Genomic DNA, 15,595 nt, shown 5'->3' on the forward strand with positions numbered 1-15,595 from the left:
TACCGTGTCAGACATCCGTCTGACGTGTAGGGGAAAGGTAATTATGCTCCATCTTCTAGACTGGGCCAAGAATGGACTCCATCATCGACGACGCCATCGACGAGGCTGAAAACGGGGAGTCGGGAGACGCCCCCGACGATGCCCCACCACAGGGCGGGCAGTCGCCGACCGGAGACGAACCGAACCAGACCGGAACGATGACCGACGACGAACTGGAGGACGTACTGCAGGACCTCCAGACCGACATCACCGTCGTCGGCTGTGGCGGTGCCGGCGGAAACACCATCAACCGCATGCACGAAGAAGGGATTCACGGCGCGAAACTCGTCGCCGCGAACACCGACGTGCAACACCTCGTGGAAATCGAGGCCGACACCAAGATCCTGATGGGGAAACAGAAGACCAGCGGCCGCGGCGCCGGCTCGCTCCCGCAGGTCGGTGAAGAGGCCGCCCTCGAGAGCCAGCAGGACATCTACGACGCCATCGACGGCTCGGACATGGTCTTCGTCACGGCGGGTCTCGGCGGCGGGACCGGGACCGGTTCCGCCCCGGTCGTCGCCAAGGCCGCCCGCGAGGCCGGCGCGCTGACGATTTCGATCGTCACGACGCCGTTTACCGCGGAAGGTGAAGTTCGGCGGACGAACGCGGAAGCGGGCCTCGAGCGCCTGCGCGACGTCTCGGATACTGTCATCGTCGTCCCCAACGACCGCCTACTCGACTCCGTGGGCAAACTGCCCGTCCGACAGGCGTTCAAGGTGAGCGACGAAGTCCTCATGCGCTCGGTGAAGGGCATCACGGAACTCATCACGAAGCCCGGCCTCGTCAACCTCGACTTCGCCGACGTTCGGACCGTCATGGAGCGCGGTGGCGTCGCGATGATCGGTCTGGGCGAGTCCGACTCGGAGGCCAAAGCCGAAGATTCGGTCAAAACGGCACTTCGATCGCCGCTACTCGACGTCGACATCTCGGGCGCGAGCTCCGCTCTCGTCAACGTCACCGGCGGCAACGACATGGCCATCGAGGAAGCCGAAGGCGTCGTCGAAGAGATCTACGATCGAATCGATCCCGACGCGCGCATCATCTGGGGGACCTCGATCGACGAGAGCCTCGAGGGCAGCATGCGGACGATGATCGTCGTCACGGGCGTCGAGTCGCCGCAGATCTACGGCCGACCCGACGGCGAGGCCGTCCAGCCCGAAGCGCCGGCTCAGGGCGAAGACATCGACTTCGTCGACTGATCGAGACCGGGAACGAACGCGGAACCGAGCGACTGCGCGTCGGCGATTCGAGTCCCATCTCGTTGCTGCTCGTTTCTCCCGTACCACACGCCAGAACCGGCTCCCCAGTTGCTGGTTTCGAGCCGACGGCCCCTCCCCCTTTACTCGGCCTTTCTCAACAGATCGGCTTCGGATCGAGGCCGAGGTCGTCCAGTGACTCCGCGTACGTCTCGTAGGCGACGCCTATCGCGTCCTCGGCGGCCGTCCGCGCGCGATTCCAGTCCTCGGGTCCGTCACAGAGTCCCTCGAGTACCTCGAGCGCTCGATCACCCTGGGCCGCGGTTTCGGTCCGCAGTTCCCGGAAGACGTCGGCGCGCCGCTCGTCTCCTTCGTTGACGAAGAAGCTCACGACCTGCAGGTGCGTCCGTTCGCCGACCAGCGATCGACCGACGAGCCCGCCGAGGCGGGCCGCCGTCGTCTCGAGCGATCGAAGCCGATCGTGCAGTTCGCTGGCGTCCGCGTCGGCTTCGTACTCGCCGTCGAGGAAGGCCACAACTCGATCGTAGTGTTCACGCTCTTGCTCGCAAAATTCGGCGAAGGCGTCCTGTGCGTCCGTGTGTTCCTCATCATCGGCCCACGACTCGAAGGTCTCCATCGCGGCGCGTTCGCTGTTCGCAACCGTCCGAAGGACCGACTCCTCGGTCAGGTCCGCGTCGGTGAGCGCGACGAGGAGTTTCGACGATCCGAGTCGCTCGAGTTCGTCAGACAGCGATTCTTCGACCGAGTCCTGGAATTCGGCGGCGTCCATACCGAGACGACACCGCGAAGCGTGTTGAACGTTGGTGACAGTCCGGCTCGGCCACGGCTTTAACCGCCGAGAACGCGTATCGATTGCCATGACCGACCGGAGCGACGCCGACGAGCGACCGACCGACGAAACGCCTTCGATCGCTCCCGACACGCTGGCCGACCGTCTTCGATCCGACGACTCCATGACCGTCCTCGACGTCCGCGACCGCGACGAGTTCGAGCGCTGGCACCTCGCGGGCGACGGGGTCGAGGCCGTCCAGATTCCGCACATGAAGTTCATTCAGGCCCAGGCCACCGGCGACGTGACCGACCTCGCGGCCGATCTCGAGGAACCGATCGTCGCGGTCTGTGGTCACGGGGAGGCGAGCGCCCACGCCGTCGGACTCCTCCGGGAGGCGGGCGTCGACGCGGCCAACCTTGCCGGCGGGATGGACGCCTGGGCCGACCTGTACGTGGCCCGCGAACTCGACGTCGACGCGCCAGCGACGGTCGTCCAGTACGATCGGCCCTCGAGCGGGTGTCTCGCCTACGCGATCTACAGCGGCGGCGAAGCGGCGGTGATCGATCCGCTTCGAGCGTTTGCCGACCGGTACGTCGCTGCTGCCGACGAGCGGGACGCGGAGATCCGGTACGCCATCGACACGCACGTCCACGCGGATCACGTCAGCGGCGTTCGAGCCCTCACGGAACGGACTGGCGCCGAACCGGTCGTTCCGGAGGGAGCGACCGATCGCGGGCTGACGTTCGACGCGACGACGATCGGCGACGGCGACGAGTTACGGGTCGGCGACGCGACGCTGACCGCGGTCGCGACGCCCGGCCACACGACCGAGTCGCTCTCCTTCCGACTGGACGACGTCCTGTTCACCGGCGACACGCTGTTTCTCGAGGGTGTCGGTCGCCCGGACCTCGAACGCGGCGACGACGGCGCGGGCGCTGCCGCCGGACGGCTGTACGAGTCGCTTCGGCACCGTCTCTCGGCGTTCCCTGACGAAACGACGATCGCGCCGGGACACTACAGCGAGGCCGCCGATCCGGGAGCCGACGGGACGTATACCGCGCGACTCGAGACTTTGTCTGACCGACTCGCGGCGCTCTCGATGACCGAAGACGAGTTCGTCGCCCACGCCACGAACGACCTCCCGGCGCGGCCGTCCAACCACGAGCGGATCGTGGCGGTGAATCTCGGCCTCGAGGACGTCGACGGGGAGACGGCGTTCGAACTCGAACTCGGGCCGAACAACTGCGCGGTCGCCGACTGACGGCGAATCCGCTCGAAACGAGAGAAGAGCGCAACGACCCGTCGACGATACCGGTTCGTGAGATCGCTATTCGGGACGACGGTTCTCAGTCGTCGGCGACCGCACCGTCGTTCGCGCCGCCTGCGAGGTCGCCCTCGATGCTCGGCGGGTACTTGCCCCGATCGAGTTTCAGGTCCGACTGCGGACGCGCCATGCAGGTGAGCGCGTAGTTCTCGGCTTCCTCCTCCGTCAGGCCGCGAGCGGCGGGCTGGGTGACCTCCCCCTCGAGAATCTCGGCCGAACAGGCCAGACACATCCCGACGCGGCAGGAGTACTCCTGAGCGATGCCCTCCTCGAGACAGCGACTGAGGATCGTCTCCTTGTCCGTGCAGGTGATCGTCTCGCCGGTCCCGACGAACTCGATCGTGTACTCTGTCATACAGGCCGCTACGAAAGACCGCACTAAAACTCTTTATTCCCCAATCTGTCGTGGTCGGCACAACGAGAATCTGTCGTCGAAACCTGTTCGAGAGGGTGAACGCGACTCGAGCGCGCGGAGGGCTCCGTAACTGGCTTCCGCGCCCGTTTTTGGCGCTGCGTACGCGACAAATCACACATAAAACGTTTTCTTCCCGTGGTCGGACAGTGTGGGTATGAGCACGCAGGAGCAGTCGGCCGCCACCGCCACGTCCGAAACCCAGTCGCCGGACGTGGTCGTCGTCGGTGCCGGGACTGCAGGATGTTACGCCGCAGCGACCGTCGCACGCGAGGGCTACGATGTCGTCGTCCTCGAGCGCAAGACGGAGACAGAAGCGGGCCACATCGCCTGCGGGGACGCACTGAAGGGTGCCGACGCGTTCCCCGAGGCGATCCCGAAGTCGAAACTCGAGCCCGCCTTCACGAACACGGGCGTCGACCACGGGCGCTTCGAGATTCCACAGGAGGATACCGTCCTCGAGATTCCAGTGCCCGGCGAACTGGCGGTCATCGACCGCTGGGAGTACGGCCGCCGCATCATCGAGGGTGCCGAGGAGACGGGCGTCGAGTTCCAGTATGACACCGTCGTCAAGAACGTCACGCAGGCCGACGACGGCCGCGTGACTGGCGTCGAGGCGATCCGAAAGGGCGACCCGGTCAACTACGAGACCGATATCGTCATCGACGCCGCGGGGTCGCTCTCGGTGCTGCAGGACAACGTCGATTTCGACGACTCCACGTTCGATACGAACGTCAACTACACCCACTTCTGTTCGGCCTACCGCGAGATCGTCCACGTCGAGGAACCCGTCGAGTGGCACGACGCCCTCGTGTTCAAACCGACCGAACGCGCCGCGGGCTACCTCTGGTACTTCCCGCGCACGGACACCGAGATCAACGCCGGGCTCGGGTTCCAGATGACCGAGGAGCCGATGAAGCTCGTCGAGGATCTGAAAAACGACCTCGAGAACCGCCCCGAGTTCGAGGGTGCCGAAGTCGAGGACAAACTCGGTGCCGCCCTTCCGACGCGGCGGCCCTACGACTCCGCGGTCCACCCCGGCTACATGGCCGTCGGCGACGCGGCAGGCCACGTCAACCCCACCACCGGCGGCGGCATCGCCGGCGCGGCCTACGGCGGCAAGTACGCCGCCGATCAGGCGATCGAGGCGCTCGAGACCGGGGACTACGGCGAGGCCACCTTCTGGAAGTACAACGAGCGCGTCATGGAGCACTTCGGCGCGCGGTACGCCGCGCTGGACGTCTACAACATCCTCTCGACGGCCGTCGACGTCGACGACCTGATGGGGCTGCTCGCCGCGATGCCCGGCGACAAGCTCGCCGAGGCGCTCTACTCGGGGAGTACGGAGATCGGGCTGAAGCTCAAACTCGAGTCCCTGATCAAGAGCCGCGGCCACTGGGGCACCATCTGGAACCTCTACCAGACCAAACGCTGTGCCGACGACCTGCTGGCCCACTACGAGCAGTATCCGACCAGCCCCGAGGGACTCGCGGGCTGGCAGGACCGCCGCGACGAACTGATGGAGCGGGTCTACGAGACGACCGGGGCGGACCCGAAATACTAACAACGACCTTTTACTCTGCAGTCTTGCGCGCTGACGGCAGCGTAGCTGCCGCACAGCGCGCTGTCCTTCGGTAAAAGGTCGATCAAAAGCACTCCTCCTTCCCCTTCAGCCGCGTAAACGCGGCTTCTGGGTCAGTCGTCGGCCCGCTCGCTCACTCCGTTCGCTCGCGGTCAGTAACGGTGAATCGCCTGCCCTTCCCCGAGTCGCGGTCTCCTCGCGGTGCTCGGAGCCCGCTCCCGGCCGGAGAGTTTGCGAGTGAGATATCGATCAGAAGCTGTTTCGGCGCCGGTCCATTCGCTTTTCGGTCGGCGGGTGCGTCCCGAACAGCCTGCGCGAGACGAACCGACGCGCGCGGTCGAAGAAGCACCGTTCCTCCCACGGCGTCGGAACGATCGCGAACGCGGCCGCGGTGCGATGCTGTCGCAAGTCTTACACAGGTCGTCGGGCGACCGACCGGTCGAGGGTTTCGAGTGCACTCGCGAGCGCGGCCGGATCGCCCGTGATCGCGACGGCGTCGTCGTCGGCCACGTACTCCCGGTACCGAGCGACGATGATGACACACCAGTGGGAGATACCCTGGAGTATCAGCGCGAGAAGGCCGAGGTGTCCCCACCGAAACGAATGGGATCGGGAGACGTTGATTAGGGGCGTTCGATACTGATCCGTTCGATCGCGCCGGAGACGACGTCGATGCCGTGAGCGAGACTCGCCTCGTCGACGTCGAACGTCGCGGTGTGGTGGCCGCCGGGGTGGTCCGTTCCGATGCCGACGTAGCAGGCCTTGCCGCCGTTTTCCTGCACTGCACGCATCAGGAACGTCGCGTCCTCGCTGCCGCCGAGTTCGTCGCGCTCGAGAACGTTGGTGACCCCCTCGGTCCGGCCCGCGACGCCGGCGACGATCGAGACGAGTTCCTGATCGCTCGTCGCGCTCGGGGCTTCGGCACCGGTCGAGAACTCGACGTCACAGCCGTGCATGTTCGCGGCGTTCCGGACGATGTGGCGGGCCTTCCGGTCCATGTAGTTCATGAGTTCGGTCGTCTCGCCTCGGACCTCGGCGAGGATGCGCGCCTCTTCCGGAATCACGTTGGCGGCGCTGCCACCCTCGACCACGCCCGCGTTGATCCGGGTCTTGCCGTCGTTGTGCCGCGGGATGCCGTAGAGGTTCTGGACGGCCGTCGCCATCGCCTGGACGGCGTTGCGGCCCTGTTCGGGGTGGCCGCCCGCGTGGGCCGACTCCCCGGTGAACTCGACCTCGAGGTGTTTCACGGCCAGGAAGCCGTCGATCCCGGCGACGATCTCGCCGGTCGGGTGGTCCAGTCCGATGTGGATCGCGAGCAGCGAGTTGACGTCCCGAATGTGCTCGCCCATCGCCATCGACTTCCCTCCGCCGACGACCTCCTCGGCGGGCTGGAAGAACACCTTCAGCGTGCCCTGGAAGTCACTTTCGGCGATAGCCTCGAGCACGCCGATGCCGATCGTCGCGTGGGCGTCGTGGCCGCAGGCGTGCATCGCGCCCTCGTGTTCGGACCGAAAGCCCTCCGCGGCGGGAGCGTGGTCGGGATCGTCGCTCTCCTCGCGCGGGAGGGCGTCGATGTCGACGCGCAGGCCGACGGTCGGCCCCTCGCCGCGCTCGAGGACGGCGACGGCTCCGGTGTGACCGCCCTCGAGTCGCTCGAGGACCGCCTCGTCGGCACCGGCCTCTCGTGCTCGATCGAGCCAGAGGGCCAGTTCAGCGTCGTCGGGGACGGCCATCCGATGGTCGCCCGCGATGGCGTCCGGGCCGACGTGAAGTTCGTCGAGTTCGACGCGCTCCTCGAGTTCCGTAACGATCCGTGCCGTGGTATAAAATTCACACCAGGCCGGTTCGGGTTTGCGGTGCAGGTCTCGACGGAGGGAAACGAGATCGTCAGTGCTCATACCCTACACTCGTCGGGAACAGTAAAAAGTGCTTTAGCTCGTTTCGGGACGATCGGCCGACCGCCGGTCGGCGCGATCAGTTCCCGCGGCCCGCGCCGTGGATCTGCTCGACTTCGGCTTCGATGTGGACCGAGTCGGGGAAGTTCTGCGAGGCGATGTTGCGCGCGAGACTGTCGTGGCCGTGGATCTCGAGTTCACGGGTGAAGACGGTGTACTCCCACGAGTCGAATCGGCGGTCGTCGTCGCCGTGGAGTCGACATCGCTGGGGAACCGATAATTTCTCCGGCGGATGGGAGTGCGGGCCTTTCAGCGCGGCCCCTTTGCGTTCGGCGGAGGATTTGATGTCCTCGACGATGCCGTCGAGCGCGGCTCGATCGCCGCTCTGGAGCGTGAGACGGGTGACGAAGGTCATTGCGGTATCGTACGAACGTGGACGGTCGGCGCGTAAAAACCTGCTGAGATACCTCTACGGAGGACGAACAGTCCGATATTCTCTTAACGTCGCACCTGTTAGCCCAGTTAATGGCAGTCGAAGCTACGAGCGCAGGCGCGATCCTCTTCCGCGATACGCGGGGCCGGCGCGAGTATCTTCTACTCAAGAGCCGCCCAGGCGATTGGGAGTTCCCCAAGGGCGGTGTCGAAGGAGATGAAGAGCTACAACAGACGGCGATCCGCGAAGTAAAGGAAGAGGCAGGCATCGACCAGTTCCGGCTACTCGACGGCTTCCGAAAGGACTACAACTACGTCTTCGAGGCGAACGGCACGACGATCCACAAGACCGTTCACCTCTTTATCGCGAAGTCCTTCGAGGCGAGCGCGGAACTTTCGAACGAACATCGCGACCTCCAGTGGCGCGACTACGAGCAGGCAGTAAACACCGTCACGCAGGACGGACCACGGGAGATCTTAGAGGACGCACACGTGTTCCTCGACGAACGGGAGGAGGAAGACGAAGAGTAGGTCCCTCGATGTTCGCGATCGAATCGGTCTGTCGCCCGGCCCCAGCGACGCTTCCGGCGAGCCCTGCGGCGACCAGTTCGCGCCTGTAGTGTCTTCCAGGAATTCGGTTCCAGAACGGGGTCGTCGAAGCGGAACGCCCCTGCCACGAGGTGCCAGCGTTAGCTGGTACGCGGGGAGCGGTCGGTCACCGCTGCTTGACGACGACCGTATCCGCGACGAAGTCCCCGACGCGCTGGTTATCGTCGGTGAACAGGATCAGCACGATACCGACCAGGTTGAACGCCGGCAGGCTGTCGATGAGCCACAGCAGGTTGCGCAGGATCGACGAACCGACTGTACAGTTGGAGCCGTCGGATTTGACGACGACCAGTCCGAGCACGTACTTGCCGGGCGTGTAGCCGTAGAGTCCCTCGAGGAGGAACCCGTAGACCAAGATTCCGACGAAGCCGACGAGTGACAGCACCAGAAAGCCGATATCGCCAAGAACGGTACCGAGCCCGATAATGACGCCCCAGAGCAGCCCCACGATGAGCCCGTCGAGCAGGAAGGCGAGGACTCGCTGACCGATTACGTCGCCGTTCGTTCCGAGTTGCGGTGCGGGATGTTTCTTCATACGCCCCGATTAGCGTCAAATTTGATAACAGTTTCTATGTGAATAGAGTCGCCTGAGGGAGATCCTCTCGAAACGCTGACTCGCGTCGCTGACGTCCCCGGGTTCGGGACGCGACCGATCACGGTCGCCAGCGCGGGTGCATCGAGTAGCGCTTTTCGTTCTCCGCTACGTACGGCACGTGTGGATCGTCACACCGCCGAGTTCGGCTTCGAGTTGCGGACCTGCCGGTGGGCCGAACGCGCCTGGCCGCTCGAGTCCGCGAGCGACGACCGCGCGGTCGTCGTCGCCCGGCAGCTCGGGACGAAACGCCGCCGCTGGGATACGATCGTCCTCGAGTGCGATCCCGAGGCCCTCCGCGAGCGCGCGAACTTCGGTGCGAAACGGCTCGACGGCGACTTGCTCCACGTCGTCCGGAACGCGCCCGCGGAGTGGCGCTACTACCGGGACTGCCTTCCCCACCCCGGCTACCCGTGGCGATACGTCCGCGAGGCGATTCATCGGGCCGACGACCGCGGGATCGTCGAGACCCGCAAGACCGGCAACCGCATCGAGATCCGACGGAAGTGGCCCTACCCCGACTGGCTCAAGCGAATCGTCGCCATCGAGAACAAACCCGACCTCGACGCCAGCGCCGCACGCGTGCTGGGCGCACAACTCGAGTACGACGTCGCGATGGGGCTGGCCGACGAGGTCTGGGTCGCCACTCGCGAGACGGGCGACGCCGTCGAGCCCGCGCTGTTCGAGGATCTTCCGGTCGAAGCGGGAATTCTCACCCTCGAGCCCGACACGCTCGCCGCGGCAGTCGAGTGGTATCCCCGGGCGCTGGCCGTCGACGAGCCCGGCACGCGAATCCTTGAGCGTCCCGACGGCGGGAAGCGGGACGGCTCGGCGGCACGGTTCGAGTACGTCGATCCGGCGGAGAAGGCCGACAAACGCCTCGCGATCGCCGAACGCGCCTACGAGCGCGGCTGGCGCTCGTTCGTCGACACCATGCGGTCCGACTGTCGACACTTCGAATTGCGCGCGGATGACGGCAGCCAACTGCGCCCGCACTGTGCCGAGAAGGGGCGCTGCCAGACGGCCGCCGAGTGTTCCGGGAACTGTCCCGCGTTCGAACCGGAGCCGCCCGTCTGGCGAACCCGGGGCTGGCCGATCGAGGGTGGGCCGGGGAAACGCTGTCGACAGCTACTGGAGGGCCGACGGCGGCGACGCCGACCGGGGCTGTAGGCGGTTCCGAAAAATTAGTGCTGTGGCCCATGGTCGGTCACGGTAATCTCGCGTGACTCAGTCGGAGACGTCGACCTCGAGGTCCTCGCGCTCGACGGCCAGTCGGAACGTGGGGACGGTGCGGTACTCGACCTCGACGACGCCCTTGCGGCGGAGGCTCTGGAGTCCCGACCGGACGTCCTCGGAGTCGGGGTCGACGCCGAACTCGTCCCGGACTTTGTGCAGGACCGAGACCACGCTCTCGGAGTCGTCCTCGGGGCCGGCCAGCACCGCGACGATCCGTGCGTGGAGTTCCGGCACGCGAATCCGTGACGGGACGCCGTCGTCCTCCGGATCGCTCTCGATACCTGGTTCGACGTCGACGAGGTCGTTCGCTTCGGCGGTCGCGCGGATCAGGCTGTTGTCGTCGCGAAAGTAGTAGTCGCCCAGTTCGTTCTCGAGGTACTGGTGGACCTCGCTGCCGCTCTCCATATCCCATCGTTCCTGTAGTTCCGAGTTCTTCGTCGGCTGTAGCTCCACCACGTCCGCCAGTCGTTCTGTGGCCTCCTCCGAGAGCGTCATCGTCGAATCGTATGCGGATCCGCTACTTTTGCGTTGCGTCCCGACGCGACGCCGCCCGGTGGGTCGGCTGCCCGTCCGAACACCCTCGAGAGGAGCTTCTATACGATTTCGGGCCCGGGATTGGATCTCGCGGACGAACATTCGTCGGTCCTCGACGAACGAGGTGAACCCGTCAATCGCTCCCGACGACCGGCACCGACCGCGTAGTCTCGAGGGTCTCCTCGACCTGCGTGTAGACGAGAATCGCCCCGAGGGTGGCGAGGACGGTCCCGAAAACGAAGGGGGCTTCGAAGCCGTAGCCGATCAGCGCGCCCGACGAGAGCGGGCCGACGGCGATCCCGAACCCGAACGCCATCGTCAGGATCGAGAGCTTCGAGCCGGATTCACCCTCGCCGGCGAGGTCGCCCGCTAGCGCGAGCGACGGCGCGAACACCATCGCGCCCGCGATGCCTTGCCCGAGTCGGGCCGCGAACATGAGTTCCGAGGACGTGATGAATCCCTGAACGAACGTCGTCGGGATCAACAGGACCATTCCGCCGACGATGAACGGCCGCCGTCCGTAGTAGTCGCAGGCCCGGCCGATCGGCGTCTGTAACAGCACCTGTGCGAGGATGAACGCCGCGAACTGGAGGCCGAACCAGGTCGATCCCTGCTCGAGTTGCTCGTTGACCTGCGGCTGGATCGTCGCAAACAGGGCGATCGCGGCCGCCATGAACAGCGAGGCGACGCCGAGGGTGAAGATCGGATCGAGCAGGTGTTTGCCGGACGGGTCCCGAATCGCGATCGAGAGATCCGCACCGGCGTTGGCCTTCGTCGCGTCGGGATCCGTAATGAGGACGGTCACCAGCAGCAGGCTGAGGACGGCCGTCACCGCGGCGACGTAGAAGGCCGCGTCGAAGCCGCTGATCGTGGCCCTTGCGGGGAGGGAGTACGGTCCGAGATTGACGACGGCCCCGGCAGCGACGGGGCCGGCACCGAAGCCGACCAGTCGAAACGTGTTGTAGACGCCCATGTTGCCGCCCCGGTCCTGCGTCGTCGCGAGTTCGTTGACGAGTGCGATCGACGCCGGAACGATGAACGCGACGCTGACGCCCTGCAAGCCGCGAATCACCACCAGTGAGAGATACGACTCGGCGAAGACGTACGCCAGGTTCGTCACCGCGAGTCCGCCGAGACCGATCAGGATGAACGGTTTTCGCTTCCCGAACCGGTCTGAGAGTCGACCGGTAACCGGCTGGAAGCTACTGTTGAGAAAGCCGAAGAGCGAGAGGATGATCCCGATGACCATGGCCTCCTTGAGGCCGAGCGTCGTCCCGCCGACGATATCGCTCCCCACGTACAGCGGGATGACGATGATCAGAAACGAGTTGCCGATACCGTCGGCCATTCGAGCGAACGCCAGCGCGAGGACTCGTCGGTCGACGGCGAACTGAGCGGCGATCCGCCCGGGGAGGTCCCGCATCGGCCGTACGTGTGTCGTCCCGCCCAATGATCGTTTCGAATCGAAATACCTGCTGACCGGTGAGTATCGACTCCGCAGGCCGGTATCTCGTGACGAGCGAGCGACGGGTGTCAAAAAATCGGGTACCGAGAGCGACCCGGCGGATCGGGTCGTACGGTTACCGTCAGTTGATCGTCGTGTGTTCGGACTCCTCGTTCAGCGCGAGGTTCGCCGCGATTTCGGCGTTTCGCATCGCGTACTGGGCGGTCTGTTGGAGGCTGACGAGCACCTCTCGGATGCGAAGCAGGTCCTCGTTGTCCATCTCGGGCAGCTCGGTGAGGATCTCTTTCTCCTGGTCGGAGATCTCGTGGAACAGCGCGCGAACCTGGTTGGACTTGTCGTAATCGCGTTCGACGGCGGCCTCGACGGCGAGCGACGTGATCTCGTCCACCGACTCGTTCAGTTCGCGGATGTCGCGCATGACCGAGCTATCGACGTTGAGGCTGTGGCCTTCGGTTTCGATGACGATGTCGGCGATGTCCTCGCCGTTGTCGGCGGTCAGCTCGAGGTTCTTCGCGATCGATCGGTAGCCGATCAGCGGGAAGCCGGTGTTGAGTCCGACCGCACGCGCGAGATTGGGGTTCTGGTAGGCCGTAAAGATCAGTCGAAGCAGGAGGACGAAGATCTTGTTCGCCTGCCGCTCCCGGTTCAGGGCTCGCTGTGCGAGGTCGGGGTTGCCGTGAGCCAGCGCCTTGATTCCTTCACCGCGCATCGTCTGGCCGGTCCGCTCGAGGCGTTCGAGGAGGTTGTCGAGCGTGAAGTCCTCGGGGTCGACCGAGCAGCGAATGGAGATGCTCTCGGGCGTCTCTTCGATGACGCCGAGCCCCATCAGCTGGGTCTCGGCCTGGTAGACGGCGTTGATGTGTTCCGACTCGAGGGCACCGTCTTCGGTGTCGATGCGGATGACGCGGCGGCCGAGCACGTACTGCGCGACGATGGCACGTTCGACGGCGTCGGCGTCGAGGTCGTCGGCGTGGATGATCGCCTCCGTCTCCTCGGAACTCGCCGATTCGGGCATGACGGTCAGCGTCCCTTTCCCGCTGGTTCGGAGGGAGACTTCGTCGCCCTTCTCGACGTCGTGTTCGGAGGCCCATTCTGCGGGGAGGGTCATGGCAAGCGTCGACGGACCCAATCGTTGCACTTTCCGCGTTTCCATATGTGTTCCGTAGGAAGGACCGGACCTTAATCTTGACTATATGGCCATTATATCTGGATCAGATAATTATATGGTTGATTACGAGGGTAGTTCTCATCCACTCCTTAAACAACTTTGACGAGGCGAGTCGTAAACCGTCCCGTTCGGACCTGAATCCACCCTCGAAGGTCGTCGTCGAGACCGTGATCGTCGGTATCGACGCGGAGTGCGTCGATTCCGTCGAGTTTCGTCCCCGAGGCGACGACCTCGATCTCGTCGGCCCGCCGGATGACCGCCGGCGAGAGCTGGTGGTTTCCGCGGCCGAAGAGAAACCCCTGTCCGCCGATCGGTGAGATGACGATCGTCGCCGGTTCCTCGAGCGCGTCGAGGATCTCGCTCTCGGACCCGTCGCGGGCGAGTAGTTCCCCGTCGCGCCAGACGTCGACGCCGAGCGGCGAGGGCTCGATCCCCAGTTCGGTTTCGATAGCACCGACGGTGCCCCCGGGGCCGAAGACGTACGTCCGTTCCGACTCGATTTCGCGAGCGAACCCGGCAGCCAGCGAGTCGACGTTACCGCTCGAGACCTGCTTGCTCGACTGGATGTCGGGAGCGACGGGGACCGGGACGACGGCCTGGAGTTCCGTCCGGACCTCCCCCTCGCGGTAAGCCTCCTCGTCGATGTCGTTGACTTCGCGGGCGGCGACGCGGTCGAACTCCGCGACGATCCGGCCCGCGTCTGCGGGTGTCACGGCGAACACCGAGGAGTAGATCTTGACGCCGGCGGGGACGCCGAGCATCGGCGTCGCGTCGTCGCTCGCTTCCTCGAGTACCGATGCGACGTCGACGGCCGTTCCGTCCCCGCCGACGAAGAAGACGAGGTCGACGTCGTGCTCGAGAAAGGCTTCGACTGCGGCACGCGTATCGGCGGCGGTCGTCTTGGCGGTCGCCGCATCGACCGGTTGCGCGCTATCGCTCGAGCCGGCATCGTCGTCGGCAGTTTCGTCGCCGTCCGTCTCGTCGCCGTCCGTCGCCGGATCGTAGACGACTACGGGGTCGTAGCCGGCGTCTCGTACCGCGCGTTCGCCCATCACGTCCGCAGCCGTGTAGACGGTCAGATCGGGTGCGCGTCGGTGAAGCGCCCGGAGCGCTTCTCGCGCCCGGTCTGGCGCACGCGGCTCGGCCCCGCGGCGTCGCGCTTCCTCGAGTTTGCCATCGGTTCCCTTCAGCCCCACCCGACCGCCCATCCCGGCGATCGGGTTCACGACGACACCGAGAGACTCCATAGCGAATCTACGCGAAGCCGATCCAAAAGCCGTGTGGTGTTTCCGGCGAGCGACGGACTCGAGAGGGGCCGACGGACACGCCGGCCGTCGCGCGAGCGGAGCGCCGTGAAGAACTGGCCTCGTCGGGTTTCTGAAAGATTAAGAGGGATGGGAACACACCGCCGAACATGAACCAACTCGCGTACGCCGTGCTCGAGACGGGGACGGAACTGCCGATGGAGATCACCGGCTGGGTGGTCCTGGCACTGAGTCTTCTCGTGACGATCGGCTGGCTCGTCTATCTGTACCGGTAACGGAGCGTCGGTCGTCGAACGTCGACGATCACTCGTCCGGTTCGTCGACGCGCTCGCGGAGCCACGCCGCGGCCTCCGCGACGGTCGCTTCGTCGGTGCTCTGCAGCGAGAGCCGAACCGTCCCGCCCGGATAGCTGCCGACGTCGACGTCGAACCGTTCCCGTACGTCCGCGATCCGATCGAGCAACGCGCTTTCCGGCTCGTCGGCGATAACCTCTTCTCGGTACGTTCTGGTGCCCGCGAACTCGGATTCGATCGATTCGAACATCGCCTTCATCTCCGAGGGGACGCCCGGGAGCACGTAGATGCCCTCGAGGACGGCCCCGGGTGCGACCCCCGTCTCGTTGTGCAGTGCGCGTGCACCGCTCGGCAGGTGGGTCGTCCCGTCCGTCAGGTCGGCACGCGAGTAGCCGTCTTCCTCGAGCCAGGCGAGGGCGTCCCCGTGTTCCTCGAGCGAGCGGCCGACGGCCGCGGCGACGCCCGCCATGGTGACGTCGTCGTGCGTCGGTCCGAGGCCGCCGGTGACGACGACGGCGTCGTACTCGGCGCGGTACTCGTTGACGACGCGAGCGATGTCGGCGATCCGGTCGGGAACCGTGGTAACGCGTTCGACCGAGACGCCGCGGTCGTCGAGTCGTTCACAGAGCCAGGTGGCGTTGGTGTTCGTCGTCCGTCCGGCGAGCAGTTCGTCTCCGACGGTGACGACCGCGACGTTCATAGCGACTTGTTCGGGCCGCGGATTGAAACGAGTATCGAGGCGACGGCTCGCTCCCGTCGT

General features: G+C 65.5%; 16 protein-coding genes and 1 pseudogene. 6 read left to right on the forward strand and 11 right to left on the reverse strand.

Going from position 1 to position 15,595, the window contains the following annotated elements; all coding sequences use genetic code 11:
* Positions 1 to 71 precede the first annotated feature (71 nt).
* A complete protein-coding gene (gene ftsZ, locus ACSFC7_RS12325) occupies positions 72 to 1,238 on the forward strand; it encodes a cell division protein FtsZ (RefSeq protein ID WP_436343059.1) in 1,167 nt (388 codons plus the stop codon).
* A 154-nt stretch (positions 1,239 to 1,392) separates the two neighbouring features.
* Here the strand turns inward: ftsZ and ACSFC7_RS12330 are convergent, their stop codons facing one another.
* A complete protein-coding gene (locus ACSFC7_RS12330; RefSeq protein WP_436343060.1) occupies positions 1,393 to 2,025 on the reverse strand; it encodes a rubrerythrin family protein in 633 nt (210 codons plus the stop codon).
* Positions 2,026 to 2,113: 88 nt separating this feature from the next.
* Here ACSFC7_RS12330 and ACSFC7_RS12335 point away from each other — a divergent pair, with 88 nt between their 5' ends.
* A complete protein-coding gene (locus ACSFC7_RS12335; RefSeq protein WP_436343061.1) occupies positions 2,114 to 3,289 on the forward strand; it encodes an MBL fold metallo-hydrolase in 1,176 nt (391 codons plus the stop codon).
* Positions 3,290 to 3,374: 85 nt separating this feature from the next.
* Here ACSFC7_RS12335 and ACSFC7_RS12340 read toward each other — a convergent pair whose 3' ends face one another.
* Positions 3,375 to 3,707: a 2Fe-2S iron-sulfur cluster-binding protein gene (locus ACSFC7_RS12340; protein ID WP_436343062.1), complete on the reverse strand. Its 333-nt coding sequence runs from the start codon at positions 3,705 to 3,707 to the stop codon at positions 3,375 to 3,377.
* A gap of 214 nt (positions 3,708 to 3,921) precedes the next feature.
* Between ACSFC7_RS12340 and ACSFC7_RS12345 the strand changes: the two genes are divergently transcribed.
* Positions 3,922 to 5,328 (forward strand): geranylgeranyl reductase family protein, encoded by a 1,407-nt coding sequence (locus ACSFC7_RS12345; RefSeq protein ID WP_436343063.1) that lies wholly within the window; start codon positions 3,922 to 3,924, stop codon positions 5,326 to 5,328.
* A 267-nt stretch (positions 5,329 to 5,595) separates the two neighbouring features.
* Here the strand turns inward: ACSFC7_RS12345 and ACSFC7_RS12350 are convergent.
* The 3 genes and pseudogenes from ACSFC7_RS12350 to ACSFC7_RS12360 form a co-directional block, all read right to left on the reverse strand.
* A pseudogene (locus ACSFC7_RS12350) lies at positions 5,596 to 5,898 on the reverse strand (M48 family metalloprotease); the annotation flags it as partial.
* 71 nt (positions 5,899 to 5,969) lie between these two features.
* Entirely contained in the window at positions 5,970 to 7,244 is a 1,275-nt protein-coding gene (locus ACSFC7_RS12355) for an amidohydrolase (RefSeq protein WP_436343064.1), read from the reverse strand.
* 76 nt (positions 7,245 to 7,320) lie between these two features.
* Positions 7,321 to 7,656 (reverse strand): 30S ribosomal protein S10, encoded by a 336-nt coding sequence (locus ACSFC7_RS12360; RefSeq protein WP_436343065.1) that lies wholly within the window; start codon positions 7,654 to 7,656, stop codon positions 7,321 to 7,323.
* Positions 7,657 to 7,766: 110 nt separating this feature from the next.
* Here ACSFC7_RS12360 and ACSFC7_RS12365 point away from each other — a divergent pair, with 110 nt between their 5' ends.
* Positions 7,767 to 8,204, forward strand: a complete 438-nt coding sequence (locus ACSFC7_RS12365; protein WP_436343066.1) for a bis(5'-nucleosyl)-tetraphosphatase — start codon at positions 7,767 to 7,769, stop codon at positions 8,202 to 8,204.
* Positions 8,205 to 8,388: 184 nt separating this feature from the next.
* Here ACSFC7_RS12365 and ACSFC7_RS12370 read toward each other — a convergent pair whose 3' ends face one another.
* Positions 8,389 to 8,817 carry an RDD family protein gene (locus ACSFC7_RS12370; protein WP_436343067.1) on the reverse strand — a complete coding sequence of 143 codons (429 nt, stop codon included), beginning with the start codon at positions 8,815 to 8,817 and terminating at the stop codon, positions 8,389 to 8,391.
* A 180-nt stretch (positions 8,818 to 8,997) separates the two neighbouring features.
* Between ACSFC7_RS12370 and ACSFC7_RS12375 the strand changes: the two genes are divergently transcribed.
* Complete coding sequence (locus ACSFC7_RS12375; protein ID WP_436343068.1) at positions 8,998 to 10,044, forward strand: DUF5787 family protein; 1,047 nt, start codon at positions 8,998 to 9,000, stop codon at positions 10,042 to 10,044.
* 57 nt (positions 10,045 to 10,101) lie between these two features.
* Here ACSFC7_RS12375 and ACSFC7_RS12380 read toward each other — a convergent pair whose 3' ends face one another.
* From ACSFC7_RS12380 to ACSFC7_RS12395, 4 genes are all read right to left on the reverse strand, one after another.
* Entirely contained in the window at positions 10,102 to 10,605 is a 504-nt protein-coding gene (locus ACSFC7_RS12380; RefSeq protein WP_436343069.1) for a DUF5797 family protein, read from the reverse strand.
* 172 nt (positions 10,606 to 10,777) lie between these two features.
* Positions 10,778 to 12,067 (reverse strand): MFS transporter, encoded by a 1,290-nt coding sequence (locus tag ACSFC7_RS12385; RefSeq protein ID WP_436343070.1) that lies wholly within the window; start codon positions 12,065 to 12,067, stop codon positions 10,778 to 10,780.
* A gap of 163 nt (positions 12,068 to 12,230) precedes the next feature.
* Positions 12,231 to 13,262, reverse strand: coding sequence for a PhoU domain-containing protein (locus tag ACSFC7_RS12390; RefSeq protein ID WP_436343071.1), 1,032 nt, complete (start codon positions 13,260 to 13,262; stop codon positions 12,231 to 12,233).
* A 104-nt stretch (positions 13,263 to 13,366) separates the two neighbouring features.
* Positions 13,367 to 14,524, reverse strand: coding sequence for an ATP-NAD kinase family protein (locus ACSFC7_RS12395; protein ID WP_436343072.1), 1,158 nt, complete (start codon positions 14,522 to 14,524; stop codon positions 13,367 to 13,369).
* Between the two features lie 167 nt (positions 14,525 to 14,691).
* On the opposite strand from ACSFC7_RS12395, the gene ACSFC7_RS12400 reads away from it, so the two are divergent.
* The gene (locus tag ACSFC7_RS12400; RefSeq protein ID WP_436343073.1) at positions 14,692 to 14,817 is read left to right on the forward strand and encodes a hypothetical protein; all 126 of its coding nucleotides are present in this window, start codon (positions 14,692 to 14,694) and stop codon (positions 14,815 to 14,817) included.
* Positions 14,818 to 14,845: 28 nt separating this feature from the next.
* Here ACSFC7_RS12400 and ACSFC7_RS12405 read toward each other — a convergent pair whose 3' ends face one another.
* Entirely contained in the window at positions 14,846 to 15,535 is a 690-nt protein-coding gene (locus ACSFC7_RS12405; protein WP_436343074.1) for a competence/damage-inducible protein A, read from the reverse strand.
* Positions 15,536 to 15,595 lie beyond the last annotated feature (60 nt).

The sequence above is a fragment of the Natronorubrum halobium genome (genome assembly GCF_051351675.1).
Taxonomy (GTDB): domain Archaea; phylum Halobacteriota; class Halobacteria; order Halobacteriales; family Natrialbaceae; genus Natronorubrum.